The following is a 14942-nucleotide window of genomic DNA, read 5'->3' as shown; positions in this document are numbered from 1 at the left end:
GGATGAAAACCCGCGACCGGATCCTCGAATGTGCCCTGCAGTTGTTCAATCAAAAGGGCGAACCGAATGTCTCCACCATGGAAGTTGCCAACGAAATGGGCATCAGCCCGGGCAACCTCTACTACCACTTCCACGGCAAGGAACCGCTGATTCTCGGGCTGTTCGAGCGCTTTCAGGGCGAACTCGCCCCACTGCTCGATCCACCGGCCGATGTTGAACTGGCGCCTGAGGACTACTGGCTGTTCCTGCACCTGATCGTCGAACGCCTGTCCCACTACCGGTTTCTCTTCCAGGACCTGTCGAACCTCGCCGGGCGCCTGCCGAAACTGGCCAAAGGCATTCGCAATCTGCTCAATGCACTCAAGCGCACACTGGCGTCGCTGCTGGCACGATTGCAGGCACAAGGGCTGCTGGTCAGCGATACCCAGGCACTGGGGCAATTGGTGGAGCAAATCACCATGACCCTGCTGTTCTCACTGGATTACCAGCGGATTCTCGATCGTGAAGGCGAGGTGCGGCTGGTGGTTTACCAGATCATGATGCTGGTCGCGCCACACTTGCTGGCACCGATAAAGGCGGCGACCGAGCAGATGGCGATGGAGTATCTGCAAGACCACGAATAACCCTGACACCCCCCGACCCTGTGGGCTTGTGTCACTCAGAAATTCGTGCACAAACAAAAACGCCCGACCTTCACAGGCCGGGCGTTTTCTTGAGCCCTGAAAATCAGGACTGACTGGTTGGCGTCGATGGAGTTGGCGCGACAGTCGGGGTGACAGCAGGGGTTGGCGCGGCAGCGGAGTTCGATGCGCTGACCGGAGCTGCTGGCGTTACCGGCGTTGCCGGTTTGGCAGCTGCCACTGCTGGTTTTGGCGCGGCGGCTTTTGGAGCTGCCGGCTTTTTCACTGCAGGTTTTTTCGCCGCAGCGGGTCTGGCCGCTGGCTTGGCCGCAGCAGTTTTTGCTGCTGGCTTGGCTGCCGGTTTAGCCGCTGGTTTGGCGGCGGCTTTTGCGGCGACCGGTTTGGCTGCCGGCTTGGCCGCTGCAGGTTTGGCAGCAGCGGTTTTAGCCGCAGGCTTGGCTGCCGCTTTTGCCAGTGGCTTGGCAGCAGTCTTGGCAGCAGGTTTGGCCGCCGCGGTTTTCGCCGCAACAGGCGCAACCTTGGCACCGGTCAGTTTTTCGATTTGCTTGGTCAGGGTATCGACCTTGCTGTGCAGTGCCTTGACTTCGTTGCGGCTTGGTACGCCCAGACGCGAAATGGCGCTGTTCAGACGCTTGTCAAAAGCGCCTTCCAGCTCATCCCACTTGCCCAGTGCGCGATCTTTCACGCCGCTGATACGCGACTTGGCCGAGGAAGCGGAGTCCTTGGCGGCGTCGACTGTCTTGCCAACGGCGCTCTTGGTGAGCTTCTCGGCTTTCTCGCCGTCCTTAACCAATGCATCGAAGAGTTTGCTGCCGTCAGTGTCGATCTTCGAGTACACGCCTAAACCAGCCAGCCAGATTTTTCGGGAGTAATCTTCAACCTTCCCGATCCACGAGCTGCCTTCTTTTTCGGTTTTCTTTTTAACAGCCATCCCGTTCTCCTTAAGATTTGCGCGCGACGCGTTCGAGCAATGCCGTCAGCTCATCGAGCTTAGCAGAGAGTGCCTCAACGTCATGTTTAGACGGAATGCCGATACGATTCAAGGTACTTGCGACACGCGTATCGAACGCCTTCTCGACCCGGTCGAGTTGAACTTCGACCTTGCCTTTGAAAGTGCTGACTTCACTCTTGGCTTCATCGATCTCGGCATTGGCCGCTTCAAGTTTCTCAGCGACTACCTTTTTGCCTTTCTTTTCAACAACCTGACCCGCTTTGACCAGCTCTTGAAAGTACTCGCTGCCCTCTTGGCCGACCTTGGTGTAGGCACCAAGGCCTGCCAGCCAGATCTTGCGGGCATAGCTTTTGACGTCGCTCAGCGTGCTGGTCGATGCGTCGGTTTTTTTCTTCAAAATAACTTTGGCCATGGTGCACCTCACGCGCAGAAGGTTTGAGGAACTGCCCGGATAAGTGTCGGGCTCTGGCACAAAGTAGGGAGAAAAATTAGAAACGGCACCCTAACAACTGACATAAACAGCAGAGGCACCACAAAACAAATGTGGGAGCGAGCCTGCTCGCGAAGGCGGTGTGTCATTCAACATCGTTGTCGACTGACAGGCCGTCTTCGCGAGCAGGCTCGCTCCCACAGGGGATGTGATTTCAATCGGAAATTAGGCCAGGGCCTTGTCGAGTGCCTTTTCGATTTCCGCCTTGATCATGCCGCTCATGGCCGACATCATCAGGCCCAGTTCCACGTCGACGCGAATCGAGTCCTCGGCAACATGCACCGCACCCTTCACACCCGAGCGCTTGAGGTTCAGGGTGTCGCCGGACCACTGCGGCTCCAGGCCATACTGATCGGAAAGTTTCTGCGCCAGCTTGTCGGCCTTCTCGCGAGCCGCTTCCTTACCCAGGCCATGGGCACGTTCAACACTAATACGGGCCATCAAATGACTCCTGCTTTATGGATGCTTTCCCGAGGCATCTTGACCTCTGCTGCGTCAAAACGTCCCGATGGTTACCCATCTTACCTTCAGCCTTGCCAAGACAAAGCATGCCTTGGGGATTAGAATGTCGCGCATTCTCTTTTGGTGACAGCGATATGACTGATCAGCGCAAAGGCAGCGATGCCGAACCCACCACTCACTTCGGCTTCAAAAACGTTCCGGAAAGCCAGAAAGCGGAAAAAGTCGCTGAGGTTTTCCACTCGGTAGCCGCCAAGTACGACCTGATGAACGACCTTCTGTCGGGCGGCATGCACCGTCTGTGGAAGCGTTTCGCGATCGAATTGTCGGGCGTTCGTGCCGGCAATCGCGTACTCGACATCGCCGGCGGCACCGGCGACCTGACCAGGAAGTTCTCGCACCTGGTAGGCCCGACCGGTCAGGTCGTGTTGGCCGACATCAACGAATCCATGCTCAAGGTCGGTCGTGACCGCCTGCTGGACCTCGGTGTGGCCGGCAACGTCGAATTCGTCCAGGCCGATGCGGAAAAACTGCCGTTCCCCGACAACCATTTCGACTGCGTGACCATCGCCTTCGGCCTGCGCAACGTGACCCACAAGGAAGATGCCCTGCGCTCGATGCTGCGCGTGCTCAAGCCTGGCGGCCGTCTGCTGGTGCTGGAGTTCTCCAAGCCGACCAATGCGCTGATGTCCAAGGCCTACGACGCCTACTCGTTCGCCTTCATGCCGCTGATGGGCAAGCTGATCACCAACGACTCGGAAAGCTATCGCTACCTGGCCGAATCGATCCGCATGCACCCGAATCAGGAAACCCTGAAGTCGATGATGGTCGAGGCCGGTTTCGACCGCGTGACCTATCACAACATGACCGCAGGTATCGTTGCCCTGCACCGCGGCATCAAGCCCTGATGCTGCTCGCCGGCCTGCTCGCCAGCGTTGAACTCGGCCTGAACCGGGTGCTGCGTCTCGACAGCACGGCGCTGCCGCGGCTGGCGCATTTGACCGGCAAGGTGATTGCCGTCGACTGCCGCAACCCGGCGCTGCAACTGTTCATTCTGCCCAGCGACGAAGGCCTGATGCTCGCCTCCCAGTGGGAAACCGGCGCCGACTGCACCCTGCGTGCACCGGCTTCGAGCCTGTTGAAACTGGCCATGAGCAAGGACAAGACCTCGATCCTGCACAGCCCTGACGTCGAACTCGACGGTGACAGCGGCGTGCTGCTGGAACTGGCGGCGATCCTCCAGGACCTTGAACTGGACTGGGAGTACGAACTCTCGCGCTGGCTGGGACCGGTGACCACGCAACTGGTCGGCGGTCACCTGCGCAGCCGCGCCCGTTGGTATCAGCAAGGCTTTGCCAGCCTGGGCCAGAACCTGGGCGAATACCTGGCCGAAGAGTCGCGCACCCTTGTCGGTCAGCGCGAAGCCGAAGCACGATTCAGTGAACTGGACCAGATCAAGCTCGATCTGGAACGTCTCGAGGCGCGTTTCGAGCGCCTTTCCCGATCCCTCGACCCAAGCGATAACGCATGAAGCTGCTTGCCGTCCGCCGTCTGTTGCGCATCCAGCGCGTCGTGATCCGCTACCGCCTTGATGACCTGTTGTTCGATCTGCCACTGCCCTGGTTTCTGATGGCGCTGCGCTATGCCTTGCCGTGGCGCTGGTTCCCGCGCAAGCCGCTGGACCTGAGCCGTGGCGCGCGCTTGCGCCTGGCGTTGCTGGACCTGGGGCCGATCTTCATCAAGTTCGGGCAGATCCTGTCCACTCGCCGTGACCTGTTGCCGGAAGACATCGCCGATGAACTGATGAAGCTGCAGGACCGGGTGCCGCCGTTCGATTCGCAGGTGTCGGTGAAGCTGATCGAAGAGCAGTTGGGCAAGAAAATCAGTGACGTGTTCAGCCGTTTCGACGTTGAACCGCTGGCCTCGGCCTCGGTGGCGCAGGTGCATGCCGCGCAACTGAAAACCGGTGAAGAAGTCGTCGTCAAGGTGATCCGCCCGGGCCTCAAACCGGTCATCAAGCAGGATCTGGCGTGGCTGTTCATTCTCGCGCGCGCTGCCGAAAGAGTGTCTGCCGATGCGCGCCTGCTGCATCCGGTTGACGTGGTCAGCGACTATGAGAAAACCATCTACGACGAACTCGACCTGCTGCGCGAGGCGGCCAACGCCAGCCAGTTGAAGCGCAACTTCGACGGTTCGCCGCTGCTATACGTGCCGCAAGTGTATTGGGACTGGTGCCGGCCGAAAGTGCTGGTGATGGAGCGCATCTACGGCATCCAGGTCACCGATCTGGCGACCCTGGCCGACCAGCGCACGGACATGAAAATGCTCGCCGAACGCGGCGTGGAGATCTTCTTCACCCAGGTGTTCCGCGACAGCTTCTTCCACGCCGACATGCACCCCGGCAACATCTTCGTCAGCACCGTGCAGCCGTGGAGCCCGCAGTACATTGCGATCGACTGCGGCATCGTCGGCAGCCTGACCCCGGAAGACCAGGATTACCTGGCACGTAACCTGTTCGCCTTCTTCAAGCGTGATTACCGCCGCGTGGCGCAATTGCACATCGATTCGGGCTGGGTGCCGGCGGAAACCAAACTCAACGAATTCGAAGCAGCGATCCGTACCGTATGCGAGCCGATCTTCGAAAAACCATTAAAGGATATTTCCTTCGGCCAGGTGCTGATGCGCCTGTTCCAGACCGCGCGACGCTTCAATATGGAAGTGCAGCCGCAACTCGTGCTGTTGCAAAAAACCTTGTTGAACATCGAAGGCCTGGGCCGCCAACTGTACCCGGACCTCGACCTGTGGAACACCGCGCAACCGTTCCTCGAACGCTGGATGCGCGAGCGCGTCAGTCCCAAGGCCTTGTTTGGCAACGTACAGAGCCAGATCGAACAGATCCCGCACCTGGCCAACATGACGCGTGACCTGCTCGAACGCCTGTCCCAGCCCCATGCCAACGATCCGTCTCCAACATGGCATCGACGCCAGGACGACTGGTTCCTGCGCCTGCTCGGCACGGCTCACCTGGCCGGGGGCGCTATCCTTGCCGCCGGCGGCCCGCTGAACCAGTTGGCTTACTGGCCGGCCGGCATCATGATGGCGGTCGGTTTGTATCTGGTCGTTCGCCGATAGCCAGTCGTGCAACACGCTGGCACACTGTTTGGACGCTGCATTGAACGCAGGCCCCCGATTATTGAAGTGCGGGCCCGTATTGGAGTCGTTGATGAAGAATTGGCTGGACGAGATCAAGTGGGACGCTGACGGCCTGGTGCCGGCCATTGCCCAGGACCACAAGACCGGGCGCGTCCTGATGATGGCCTGGATGAACCGCGAAGCACTGGAACTGACCGCTGCCGAGAACCGCGCCATTTACTGGTCGCGCTCCCGTGGCAAGCTGTGGCGCAAGGGCGAAGAGTCCGGCCATGTGCAGACCCTGCACGAGATGCGCCTGGACTGTGACGCCGACGTCATCATCCTGATGGTCGAGCAGATCGGCGATATCGCCTGCCATACCGGCCGCCAGAGCTGCTTCTACCGTGTATTCGAGAACGGCGACTGGAAAACCGTCGATCCGGTACTCAAAGATCCGCACGCCATCTATTCCGCAGGACACAAACATGAGTGACACTCTGACCCGTCTGGCCGCCGTGCTGGAAGAGCGCAAAGGCGCTGCCGCCGACAGTTCGTATGTCGCCAGCCTGTACCACAAGGGCCTGAACAAGATTCTGGAAAAAGTCGGCGAAGAGTCGGTCGAAACCATCATTGCCGCCAAGGATGCCGCCGTCAGCGGTGACTGCAGCGATGTGATCTACGAAACCGCCGATTTATGGTTCCACAGCATGGTCATGCTCGCCCAATTGGGGCAGCATCCGCAGGCTGTACTCGATGAACTGGACCGTCGTTTCGGTCTCTCCGGACACGCCGAGAAAGCCTCGCGCCCGTCCGCCTGAATAACTATTAGAGAGGAGCAGCAGCATGGGCATTTTTGACTGGAAACACTGGATCGTCATCCTGGTTGTCGTGGTACTGGTATTCGGCACCAAGAAACTGAAAAACCTCGGCACCGACGTCGGCGAATCGATCAAGGGCTTCAAGAAAGCCATGAACGACGACGAAAAACCGGCCGACCCGGCAGCGACCCCGACCCAACCGGTTCCGCCTGTTCAGCCGCAGGCCTCGGTGAACCAGCCGCACACCATCGACGTGCAGGCCCAGAAAGTCGAAGAGCCGATCCGCAAAGACGTGTGAGCACTGACTAATGTTTGGTATCAGCTTCTCTGAACTGCTGCTCGTCGGCCTCGTCGCCCTGCTGGTGCTGGGCCCCGAGCGCTTGCCGGGCGCTGCGCGCACCGCTGGCCTGTGGGTCGGGCGTCTGAAGCGCAGCTTCAACGCGATCAAACAGGAAGTTGAACGTGAAATCGGTGCCGACGAGATACGTCGGCAACTGCACAACGAACACATCCTGTCGCTTGAGCAGGAGGCGCGGAAAATCTTCACGCCGACCCAGCAGGAGCCGACGCCGGTGGAGCATGTGGGAGAGCAGACGATTCAGGCTCCCGCCGCCAGCGTCGCAACACCTGCGGCTGCGGCGGAACCTGCACCCGTTGTTGCAGCAGCCATACCGGTTGAACCTGTCACACCTGCGGCTGCGCCTGTTGCGCCAGCCCCTCATGACCCCACACTGCCGCCGCGAGCCCCATGAGCGATCTTCCTGAAAACGACCAGCACATGCCGCTGGTTTCGCACCTCACCGAGTTGCGTACCCGACTGCTGCGCTGTGTAGCGGCGATTTTCATCATCTTCGCCGGGTTGTTTGCTTTCACCCAGCAGATCTACACCTTCGTCTCCACACCGCTGCGCCAGTACCTGCCGGCTGGCGCGACGATGATTGCCACCGACGTGTCGTCGCCGTTCCTGACGCCACTGAAGCTGACCATGATGGTCTCGCTGTTCCTGGCGATTCCGGTGATCCTGCATCAGATCTGGGGTTTCATCGCCCCCGGCCTGTACAAGCATGAAAAGCGCATTGCCGTGCCGCTACTGGTGTCCAGCATCCTGCTGTTCTACGCGGGCATGGCATTCGCCTATTTCCTGGTGTTCCCGTTGATCTTCAAGTTCTTCGCCGCGGCCACCCCGGCCGGTGTGGAAATGATGACCGACATCACCAGCTACCTCGATTTTGTCATGACGCTGTTCTTCGCCTTTGGTGTGGCGTTCGAAATCCCGGTGGCCGTGGTGCTGCTGGTGTGGATCGGCGTGGTCGACGTCAAATACCTGAAGAAAATCCGCCCGTACGTGATCATCGGCTGCTTCGTGGTCGGCATGATTCTCACGCCGCCGGACATCTTCTCGCAGACCCTGCTGGCCGTGCCGATGTGGTTGCTGTTCGAGATCGGCATCCTGTTCGGCAGCCTGATCAGCAAGCGCAGCGACCATCAGGAAGACCAGCCGGCTGACGATCACAACGACCAGCCGCCAGCGACCCAAGCGTGAACCTGCTGCTCCTCATCGATGCCGACTTCATTGCGGTCGACCGGGCGGTCCTGCGTGATCGCCGGTTGACCCACATGCAGGAAGTCCACCGCTGCGAAGTCGGCGACAGCATGCGCGTCGGGCGGATCGGCGGACTGATGGGCTCGGCCGAAGTGCTGCGCCTGGACGCCGACGAAGCGGAATTGCGTGTCACCCTCGACCAGCCGCCTCCTGCCAAGCTGCCATTGACCCTGGTTTTGGCCCTGCCAAGGCCCAAGATGCTGCGTAGGGTGTTTCAGACCGTGGCGGCCATGGGTGTGCCACGGGTCGTGCTGGTCAACAGCTATCGCGTCGAGAAGAGCTTCTGGCAGACGCCATTCCTGGAGCCCGAGGCGATTCGCGAGCAGTTGATCCTCGGCCTGGAACAGGCGCGGGACAGCGTGCTCCCGGAAGTCATCATCGAGAAGCGCTTCAAGCCGTTCGTCGAAGACCGTTTGCCGGCGATCACCGACGGTACCCTCGGCCTGGTGGGGCATCCGGGCAATTACCCGCCCTGCCCTCGCGCACTCAGCGAACCAGTGACCCTGGCCATCGGCCCCGAAGGTGGCTGGATTCCCTACGAGATCGACCTGCTGGGCAAATCCGGCCTGCAACCGGTACAACTGGGCGAACGCATTCTCCGGGTCGAAACCGCCGTGACCGCGCTGCTGGCACGCCTTTTCTAAACCCCCGACACAATCCCTTGTGGGAGCGAGCTTGCTCGCGATGGCGATGTACCAGCCGCCATTGCAGTGGCTGACAGACCGCCATCGCGAGCAAGCTCGCTCCTACAGATGGTCATTCACCCGTACGTCGAGTAGCGCCTACAGATTCAGGCACCCCTGCCGATATACCCCCATAAAACCAAATTGCGGTCCGGGGGAGTTTCAGCATGTATCAATGGCTAGCCGAAAATCTGGGAAACGTCAGCGTCAAACGCAAGCTGGGGATCGGCTTCGGTCTGGTGCTGTTACTGACCCTGCTGATCACCTTCACCGGCTGGAGCGGCCTGAGCGGCGTGACCAGCCGTGGCGATAAACTGGGGTTCATCGCCAGCCTGAACGACCTGACCAAGGACCTGCGCATCGCCCGCCTGGATTACGAGATGCGTCGCGGCGAACAAGGTCCCGGCGCCGTCAACGATCTGTTGGGCAAACTCGAAAACGGCCTGCAGACCGCCCGCGGCCTGATCGAACAACCGGCTGATACGGCCATGGTCGAGCAACAACTGGCTGCTGTCGCCGAATACCGTCGTGCATTCGGCGACATGACCCAGGCCGGCGCCCAGCGTGAAGACGCCCGTAGCAAACTCGGCGCCACCGCCGATAACGCCGTGGCCCGCGTCGCCGAAGTGGAAAAATCCATGCTGCAAGGCGACAGCGTCGCAGCGTTCAACAGCGTGATAGACCTGAGCAAACTGATCCAGCTGGCGCGCTTCCAGGTCCGCGGCTACACCTACAGCGGCAAGAGCGAAGCCGAACAGCCAGCCCTCGACGCCATCGACAACGCCCTGAAGAACCTCGAAAGCCTCCCGGCCAAACTGCCTGAAGAACACATCGCCAACCTGCAACAAGCGACGGATTCGCTGAAGGCCTACCGCGCCGCTGTCAGCCAGTTCCGCGACTCCCAGGTGGCCAGCGCCAAGGCTCTGGTACGCATGTCTGCCCAAGGTGAGATCCTGTTGGACATGAGCCAGAAACTCACCGTCTCACAGACCGTCGTGCGCGACACCGACGCCGCCCATGCCAAGAATATGCTGACCCTCGCTACGGTGCTGGCCATCGCCTTCGGCCTGCTGGCTGCCTGGGCGATCACCCGGCAGATCATCATTCCGTTGAACCAGACCCTGGCCGTGGCCGAGCGCGTCGCCAGTGGCGACCTGACCCATAACCTGACGTCGCAGCGCCGCGACGAACTCGGCCAGTTGCAGCGTGCCATGCAGAGCATGACCCAGGGCCTACGCGAACTGATCGGCGGCATCAGCGATGGTGTCACGCAGATTGCCAGCGCCGCCGAAGAGCTGTCCGCCGTCACCGAGCAGACCAGCGCCGGGGTCAACAGCCAGAAGGTCGAGACCGATCAGGTTGCGACGGCCATGAACGAAATGGCCGCCACCGTGCAGGAAGTGGCGCGCAATGCCGAAGAGGCCTCCGAAGCCGCCGTCGCCGCCGACCAGCAGGCCCGCGAGGGCGACAAAGTGGTCGGTGAAGCCATCGCCCAGATCGAACGCCTGGCCGCGGAAGTCGGTCACTCCACCGAGGCCATGGGCGAACTCAAGCGCGAAAGCGACAAGATCGGCAGCGTGCTCGACGTCATCAAGTCCGTGGCCCAGCAAACCAACCTGCTGGCACTCAACGCCGCCATCGAAGCCGCCCGCGCCGGTGAAGCCGGGCGTGGTTTTGCCGTGGTGGCAGACGAAGTCCGCAGCCTGGCCCAGCGCACCCAGAAGTCCACCGAAGAGATCGAAGAGCTGATCGTCGGCCTGCAAAACGGCACCCAGCAAGTCGCGACCATCATGGACAACAGCCGCACCCTGACCGACAGCAGCGTCGAACTGACCCGCCGCGCCGGTGGCTCACTGGAAAGCATCACCCGCACCGTTTCGGCGATCCAGGCGATGAACCAGCAGATCGCCGCTGCCGCCGAACAGCAAAGCGCCGTGGCCGAAGAGATCAACCGTAGCGTGCTGAACGTGCGGGATGTGTCGGATCAGACCTCGGCAGCGAGCGAAGAGACCGCGGCCTCCAGCGTTGAGCTGGCGCGGCTGGGGACGCACCTGCAGATGCTGGTGGGCAAGTTCAAGGTTTAAGGCGATTCAATAACCTCGGTTCACTCGAAACCGAGGCGATTCCATCGCGAGCAAGCTCGCTCCCACAGACTTGATGTGAACACAAATTTTGTGATCAACCCAAATCACTGTGGGAGCGAGCTTGCTCGCGATAGCAATCTAAAGTGCGCTAGAGATTAAAGAACCTGTCGCAAGAAAGCCTGCGCCCGCGGATCCTTCGGCGCATCGAAGAACTCCGCTGGCGAGGCGTCTTCCAGCAGTTTGCCGTGATCGAAGAACAGCACCCGGTCCGCCACTTCCCGGGCAAAACCCATTTCATGGGTGACGCAGACCATCGTCATGCCTTCCACGGCCAGGTTTTTCATCACATCCAGCACTTCGCCGACCATTTCCGGGTCGAGTGCCGAGGTCGGCTCGTCGAACAGCATGACCTTCGGCTCCATCGCCAACGCCCGGGCAATCGCCACACGCTGTTGCTGACCACCGGACAGGCGTGACGGAAACTCGTTGGCCTTCTTCGCGATCCCGACCTTTTCCAGCAGCGCCAGGGCCTTGGCCTCGCGTTCTTGCTTGCCGCGCTTGCGCACGACTTTCTGCGCCAGACAGAGGTTTTCCAGCACGGTCATGTGCGGGAACAGATTGAAGTGCTGGAACACCATGCCGACTTCACGGCGGTAAGCGTTGACGTCGGTTTTCGGATCAGCCAGTTGCAGGCCGTCGATGCTCACCGAGCCCGAGTCGAACGCCTCCAGGCCGTTGAGGCAACGCAAGAAGGTCGACTTGCCGGAGCCGGACGGACCGATCACCACCAGCACTTCGCCCTTGGCCACATTGGTGGAGACGTTATCCACCGCGCGCACCACCTGGCCGCGGGTGTCGAAGACTTTTACCAGATCGTGGACTTCAATCACTTTGCGCGAGCCTCCGCTCAAGCCGGCTGGCGATTTTCGACAGCGGCAGGTTGATCAACAGGTACAGACCGGCGACGCAGAACAGAATCTCGAACGGCGAAAACGAAGTGGTGATGACTTCGCGGCCGCTTTTAAGCAGCTCGGTAATCGCGATCACCGACACCAGCGAGGTGTCTTTCACCAGGCTGATGAACTGCCCGGCCAGCGGCGGCAGCACACGCTTGAAGGCTTGCGGCAGCACCACATGACGCATCGACTGACCTGCGCTCAAACCGAGGGAGCGCGCGGCTTCGTTCTGGCCACGGGCGATGGACTGCACGCCGGAGCGGATGATTTCCGCCACATAGGCACCGGTGAACAGCGACAGCGCGGCGATCCCGGCGAATTCCCGGGACAGGTTCATCACGGTGCCAATGAAGAAGTAGAAAATGAAGATCTGCACCAGCAGCGGCGTGCCGCGTACCAGCTCGACATAAATGGTCGAAAGGTCACGCAGGGTCGGGTTGTTCGACAACCGGCACAGGCCAGTGGCCAGACCGATCAGCAGCCCGAGAACGCCGGACACCACAGACAGCCACAAGGTGGTCCAGAGCCCCCACATCAGTGGTCCTGCGGCCCAATGGCGGGTCACGCCGATGACGTCGCCTTCGGCTACGTCATCACCCTGGGCGACTTGCAGACTGTTTTCGTCGACGGTCAGGTGTTGCTCATCACCCGCGTCGTTGCGCAGGGTGACTTCAGCCTTGTCGCCCTTGCGCACCAGCTCGCTGACGGTGGAGATGTCGGCGGCGCGCTGGGACTCTTCGGCGTGGTAAGCGAAGTATTGCGGCACACGGTTCCAGCGCCATTCGTAGGACATCAGCGAGGTGGCGTAATACAACGCGCCGGCCAGGCCGATCAGCACCAGCACGGTCAGCACGTGCCAGGGCCATTGGGCTTTTTTCTGTTTCATTGGGTTTTTTGAATCCGAAAGTTGTATCGCCGGGGAGGCCGTCTTCGCGGGCAAGCCCGCTTGTATGGTAGGACTTGAAGGGAGGAGGAGGGACAAAGCCCGATTCTGACTGTTGACGCAGTACAGATCCGTGGGAGATTTCGCCCCTCCTCCTTTCACCCAAGCGCCGATAAAGAATGCATCTGGCTAGACCGACGATAGGAACAAGCCTGCGCCTCTGGGTGAGCCCTTCAAGTGCTCAAAACCATATCCCGGAGGAAATTTAATGGCAATGCCGGTTTCTGTCTCAAAGCCGATCGCAGGCGTGGATGTCGCCAAGAATGAACTGGTGATTTATCACGCCGAACTTGACCTGCTTGAAACGATTCCCAACAACAAGGCAGCCATCAAGCAGTGGCTGAAGGACTTGCCGAGGACAGTGGCCATCGCCATTGAGTCGACCAATATCTATCACCTGGAGTTCGCCGATCTGGCCTACGAGGCCGGCTGCGTGATTTACATGGTGGGTGGCTATGAGCTGAGCCATTACCGCAAAGGGTGAGTGTCCGCGCCAAAACCGACGCGCTGGATGCCAGGCTGCTCGCTCGCTACCTGAAGAACGAAGGTGACGATCTTCATCCCTGGACCCCGCCATCACCGCTGTACCGTCAGCTCTTGAGCCTTTTTCGCCGCCGGGCGGCTCTGGTTCAGGCACGAGTGGGCCTGGTGCAAAGCTGGGCGAATGAACCGCTGTTGAAGACCGCTTTCGCCGAGCAAGTGAAATCCATGCAACAGCTTGAGGCGCTGGTCGAAAAGACGATTAAGGATTATCTGAAAGAAGCCGGTTTACTCGGTCAGTTGAAGCGCTGTCTGAAAGTTGAAGGCATCGGATTTTTGACCGGAGCCCGCTTGATCGCAGCATTCCAGCGAGGCGATTTCAGAAACGCAGATGCCTTCATCGCCTTTCTGGGAATGGATTTGCGGGTGGCGAAGTCAGGACAAAAGACGGTCGCCGAAGCTTGACCAAACGAGGTGATCCGGAAGCTCGCCGACTTCTGCACAACGCAGCCATGTCGGCCAGTCGTACACCAGCCTGGAAAGATTTTTACGCGGCACAAAGAGCTCGAGGGTTCAGCACCACTCAGGCACTGGTGATACTGGCTCGCAAACTTGCTCGGGTCGTATTCGCCTTGCTCAAGGGGCAAAGCGAATACCAGCCAAAAGTCGGTTGAGGGCTTCCCCTCAACCATAGAATCTCCCACAGGTTCAGCGCCGGACACAAAATGTGTACTCGCTCAGATCACTGTGGGAGCGGGCTCGCCCGCGAATGGGACGACTCGGTCTAACTGACTGAGTTATTCCATGTCCTTGAGCCACTCGCTGCTCTTGAACCACTTGTCATGGATGCGATCGTAGGTGCCGTCTTCGTGGATCTGGTGCAGGAAATTGTTGATGAAGTTGATGCTGTCGTAGTCACCCTTCTTCAAACCAAAGGCCAGCGGCTCGTAGGTGAACGGCTTGTCGAGGAACACCAGTTTGCCGTTGCCGACCTTGTTCACTGCCACGACGTTGTACGGCGCGTCGTAGATGAAGGCATCAGCCTTGCCGTTGACCACGTCGAGCACGGCTTCCTGCTCGTTGTCATAGCCGTGGTACTTGGCTTTGGCGATCAGTTTTTTGGCGACCATTTCGCCGGTGGTGCCGAGCTTGGAGGTGATGCGATAGTCGGCAGTGTTCAGGTCTTTATAGGACTTGATGGTGCCTTCCAGTTCCTTGCGGATCAGCAGGGTCTGGCCGACCACGATGAACGGTTCGCTGAAGTTCAGGCGTAGGTTGCGCTCCTGGGTCAGGGTCATGCCACTGCCGATCATGTCGAACTTGTCGGTCAGCAGGGCCGGGATGATGCCGTCGTAACCGGTGGAAACCAGCTCCAGCTTGACGCCCATGGCCTTGGACATGGCTTTGAGAATGTCGACTTCGAAACCGATGATCTCGCCGCGCTTGTTGGTCATTTCGAACGGCATGTAGGTCGGGTCCATGCCGACTTTCAACGTGCCGCGCTTGACCGCGTCATCGATGGCACCGGCCTGCGCCGCGTTGACTGCAACCAGTGCCGTGACGCCGACCAGCAGCATCGACAGATACTTCTTCATCTTCAAGTCCCCAAAACCATTGCGTTGTGAGGCGCGCAAAAATGGCGGCTCCCCGGGAGGAAACGCACCAATACGGACAAAAATTATCCGGGCACACCAATTCGGG

17 protein-coding genes and 2 pseudogenes are annotated in these 14942 nt (G+C 60.0%); 13 read left to right on the top strand and 6 right to left on the bottom strand.

Going from position 1 to position 14942, the window contains the following annotated elements:
- The first annotated feature begins 2 nt into the window (after window positions 1-2).
- Entirely contained in the window at window positions 3-623 is a 621-nt protein-coding gene (locus tag RS887_RS11640) for a TetR/AcrR family transcriptional regulator (protein WP_057397148.1), read from the top strand.
- Between the two features lie 103 nt (window positions 624-726).
- Here RS887_RS11640 and RS887_RS11635 read toward each other — a convergent pair whose 3' ends face one another.
- The 3 genes from RS887_RS11635 to RS887_RS11625 all read right to left on the bottom strand — a co-directional run bounded on the left by RS887_RS11635 (window position 727) and on the right by RS887_RS11625 (window position 2524).
- Window positions 727-1572 (bottom strand): phasin family protein, encoded by an 846-nt coding sequence (locus tag RS887_RS11635; protein ID WP_322615497.1) that lies wholly within the window; start codon window positions 1570-1572, stop codon window positions 727-729.
- Between the two features lie 10 nt (window positions 1573-1582).
- Window positions 1583-2005, bottom strand: coding sequence for a phasin family protein (locus RS887_RS11630; RefSeq protein ID WP_085717304.1), 423 nt, complete (start codon window positions 2003-2005; stop codon window positions 1583-1585).
- Between the two features lie 243 nt (window positions 2006-2248).
- The gene (locus tag RS887_RS11625; RefSeq protein WP_085717303.1) at window positions 2249-2524 is read right to left on the bottom strand and encodes a polyhydroxyalkanoic acid system family protein; all 276 of its coding nucleotides are present in this window, start codon (window positions 2522-2524) and stop codon (window positions 2249-2251) included.
- 155 nt (window positions 2525-2679) lie between these two features.
- On the opposite strand from RS887_RS11625, the gene ubiE reads away from it, so the two are divergent.
- From ubiE to RS887_RS30560, 11 genes and pseudogenes are all read left to right on the top strand, one after another.
- A complete protein-coding gene (gene ubiE / locus RS887_RS11620) occupies window positions 2680-3450 on the top strand; it encodes a bifunctional demethylmenaquinone methyltransferase/2-methoxy-6-polyprenyl-1,4-benzoquinol methylase UbiE (RefSeq protein ID WP_007975568.1) in 771 nt (256 codons plus the stop codon).
- Complete coding sequence (locus RS887_RS11615) at window positions 3450-4073, top strand: SCP2 domain-containing protein (protein WP_322615496.1); 624 nt, start codon at window positions 3450-3452, stop codon at window positions 4071-4073. The genes ubiE and RS887_RS11615 overlap by 1 nt, the downstream gene beginning before the upstream one ends.
- Window positions 4070-5674 carry a ubiquinone biosynthesis regulatory protein kinase UbiB gene (ubiB, locus tag RS887_RS11610; protein ID WP_322615495.1) on the top strand — a complete coding sequence of 535 codons (1605 nt, stop codon included), beginning with the start codon at window positions 4070-4072 and terminating at the stop codon, window positions 5672-5674. The genes RS887_RS11615 and ubiB overlap by 4 nt, the downstream gene beginning before the upstream one ends.
- 91 nt (window positions 5675-5765) lie before the next feature.
- Window positions 5766-6167, top strand: coding sequence for a phosphoribosyl-AMP cyclohydrolase (gene hisI / locus RS887_RS11605; protein WP_007909357.1), 402 nt, complete (start codon window positions 5766-5768; stop codon window positions 6165-6167).
- The gene (locus tag RS887_RS11600) at window positions 6160-6492 is read left to right on the top strand and encodes a phosphoribosyl-ATP diphosphatase (RefSeq protein ID WP_090328169.1); all 333 of its coding nucleotides are present in this window, start codon (window positions 6160-6162) and stop codon (window positions 6490-6492) included. The genes hisI and RS887_RS11600 overlap by 8 nt, the downstream gene beginning before the upstream one ends.
- A 25-nt stretch (window positions 6493-6517) precedes the next feature.
- On the top strand, window positions 6518-6790 hold the full coding sequence (locus RS887_RS11595) for a twin-arginine translocase TatA/TatE family subunit (protein WP_008017048.1): 273 nt from the start codon (window positions 6518-6520) through the stop codon (window positions 6788-6790).
- A 10-nt stretch (window positions 6791-6800) separates the two neighbouring features.
- Window positions 6801-7244 carry a Sec-independent protein translocase protein TatB gene (tatB, locus tag RS887_RS11590; protein WP_322615494.1) on the top strand — a complete coding sequence of 148 codons (444 nt, stop codon included), beginning with the start codon at window positions 6801-6803 and terminating at the stop codon, window positions 7242-7244.
- Window positions 7241-8035 carry a twin-arginine translocase subunit TatC gene (tatC, locus tag RS887_RS11585; protein ID WP_008017050.1) on the top strand — a complete coding sequence of 265 codons (795 nt, stop codon included), beginning with the start codon at window positions 7241-7243 and terminating at the stop codon, window positions 8033-8035. The genes tatB and tatC overlap by 4 nt, the downstream gene beginning before the upstream one ends.
- Complete coding sequence (locus RS887_RS11580) at window positions 8032-8739, top strand: 16S rRNA (uracil(1498)-N(3))-methyltransferase (RefSeq protein ID WP_322615493.1); 708 nt, start codon at window positions 8032-8034, stop codon at window positions 8737-8739. Before tatC ends, RS887_RS11580 begins: the two co-directional genes overlap by 4 nt.
- A gap of 206 nt (window positions 8740-8945) precedes the next feature.
- Window positions 8946-10007 (top strand): annotated as a pseudogene (locus RS887_RS30565) (methyl-accepting chemotaxis protein); the annotation flags it as partial.
- Window positions 9990-10862 carry a methyl-accepting chemotaxis protein gene (locus tag RS887_RS30560; protein ID WP_416339966.1) on the top strand — a complete coding sequence of 291 codons (873 nt, stop codon included), beginning with the start codon at window positions 9990-9992 and terminating at the stop codon, window positions 10860-10862. The pseudogene RS887_RS30565 and the gene RS887_RS30560, both read left to right, overlap by 18 nt.
- Before the next feature lie 155 nt (window positions 10863-11017).
- Here RS887_RS30560 and RS887_RS11570 read toward each other — a convergent pair whose 3' ends face one another.
- Window positions 11018-11752, bottom strand: coding sequence for an amino acid ABC transporter ATP-binding protein (locus RS887_RS11570; protein WP_322615491.1), 735 nt, complete (start codon window positions 11750-11752; stop codon window positions 11018-11020).
- Window positions 11745-12704 carry an amino acid ABC transporter permease gene (locus RS887_RS11565; RefSeq protein ID WP_322615490.1) on the bottom strand — a complete coding sequence of 320 codons (960 nt, stop codon included), beginning with the start codon at window positions 12702-12704 and terminating at the stop codon, window positions 11745-11747. Before RS887_RS11565 ends, RS887_RS11570 begins: the two co-directional genes overlap by 8 nt.
- 265 nt (window positions 12705-12969) lie before the next feature.
- Here RS887_RS11565 and RS887_RS11560 point away from each other — a divergent pair.
- Window positions 12970-13915 (top strand): annotated as a pseudogene (locus RS887_RS11560) (IS110 family transposase).
- A gap of 123 nt (window positions 13916-14038) precedes the next feature.
- Here the strand turns inward: RS887_RS11560 and RS887_RS11555 are convergent.
- Window positions 14039-14836: a transporter substrate-binding domain-containing protein gene (locus RS887_RS11555; protein ID WP_322615489.1), complete on the bottom strand. Its 798-nt coding sequence runs from the start codon at window positions 14834-14836 to the stop codon at window positions 14039-14041.
- Window positions 14837-14942 lie beyond the last annotated feature (106 nt).

Origin of the sequence: Pseudomonas sp. BIC9C, assembly GCF_034541995.1 — a bacterium.
GTDB classification, from domain to species: domain Bacteria; phylum Pseudomonadota; class Gammaproteobacteria; order Pseudomonadales; family Pseudomonadaceae; genus Aquipseudomonas; species Aquipseudomonas fluorescens_CC.
Note: the sequence above shows the minus strand (reverse complement) of the source record. Positions and strands in the feature narration are given on the sequence as shown.

Bases quoted from the DNA above. Each gene is read 5' to 3' on its own strand.
- RS887_RS11625 (WP_085717303.1), bottom strand. From the start codon at position 2,524: ATGGCCCGTATTAGTGTTGAACGTGCCCATGGCCTGGGTAAGGAAGCG.
- ubiE (WP_007975568.1), top strand. From the start codon at position 2,680: ATGACTGATCAGCGCAAAGGCAGCGATGCCGAACCCACCACTCACTTC.
- RS887_RS30560 (WP_416339966.1), top strand. From the start codon at position 9,990: ATGCAGAGCATGACCCAGGGCCTACGCGAACTGATCGGCGGCATCAGC.
- ubiB (WP_322615495.1), top strand. From the start codon at position 4,070: ATGAAGCTGCTTGCCGTCCGCCGTCTGTTGCGCATCCAGCGCGTCGTG.
- hisI (WP_007909357.1), top strand. From the start codon at position 5,766: ATGAAGAATTGGCTGGACGAGATCAAGTGGGACGCTGACGGCCTGGTG.
- RS887_RS11615 (WP_322615496.1), top strand. From the start codon at position 3,450: ATGCTGCTCGCCGGCCTGCTCGCCAGCGTTGAACTCGGCCTGAACCGG.
- tatC (WP_008017050.1), top strand. From the start codon at position 7,241: ATGAGCGATCTTCCTGAAAACGACCAGCACATGCCGCTGGTTTCGCAC.
- RS887_RS11635 (WP_322615497.1), bottom strand. From the start codon at position 1,572: ATGGCTGTTAAAAAGAAAACCGAAAAAGAAGGCAGCTCGTGGATCGGG.
- RS887_RS11595 (WP_008017048.1), top strand. From the start codon at position 6,518: ATGGGCATTTTTGACTGGAAACACTGGATCGTCATCCTGGTTGTCGTG.
- RS887_RS11630 (WP_085717304.1), bottom strand. From the start codon at position 2,005: ATGGCCAAAGTTATTTTGAAGAAAAAAACCGACGCATCGACCAGCACG.
- RS887_RS11565 (WP_322615490.1), bottom strand. From the start codon at position 12,704: ATGAAACAGAAAAAAGCCCAATGGCCCTGGCACGTGCTGACCGTGCTG.
- RS887_RS11600 (WP_090328169.1), top strand. From the start codon at position 6,160: ATGAGTGACACTCTGACCCGTCTGGCCGCCGTGCTGGAAGAGCGCAAA.
- RS887_RS11640 (WP_057397148.1), top strand. From the start codon at position 3: ATGAAAACCCGCGACCGGATCCTCGAATGTGCCCTGCAGTTGTTCAAT.
- tatB (WP_322615494.1), top strand. From the start codon at position 6,801: ATGTTTGGTATCAGCTTCTCTGAACTGCTGCTCGTCGGCCTCGTCGCC.
- RS887_RS11555 (WP_322615489.1), bottom strand. From the start codon at position 14,836: ATGAAGAAGTATCTGTCGATGCTGCTGGTCGGCGTCACGGCACTGGTT.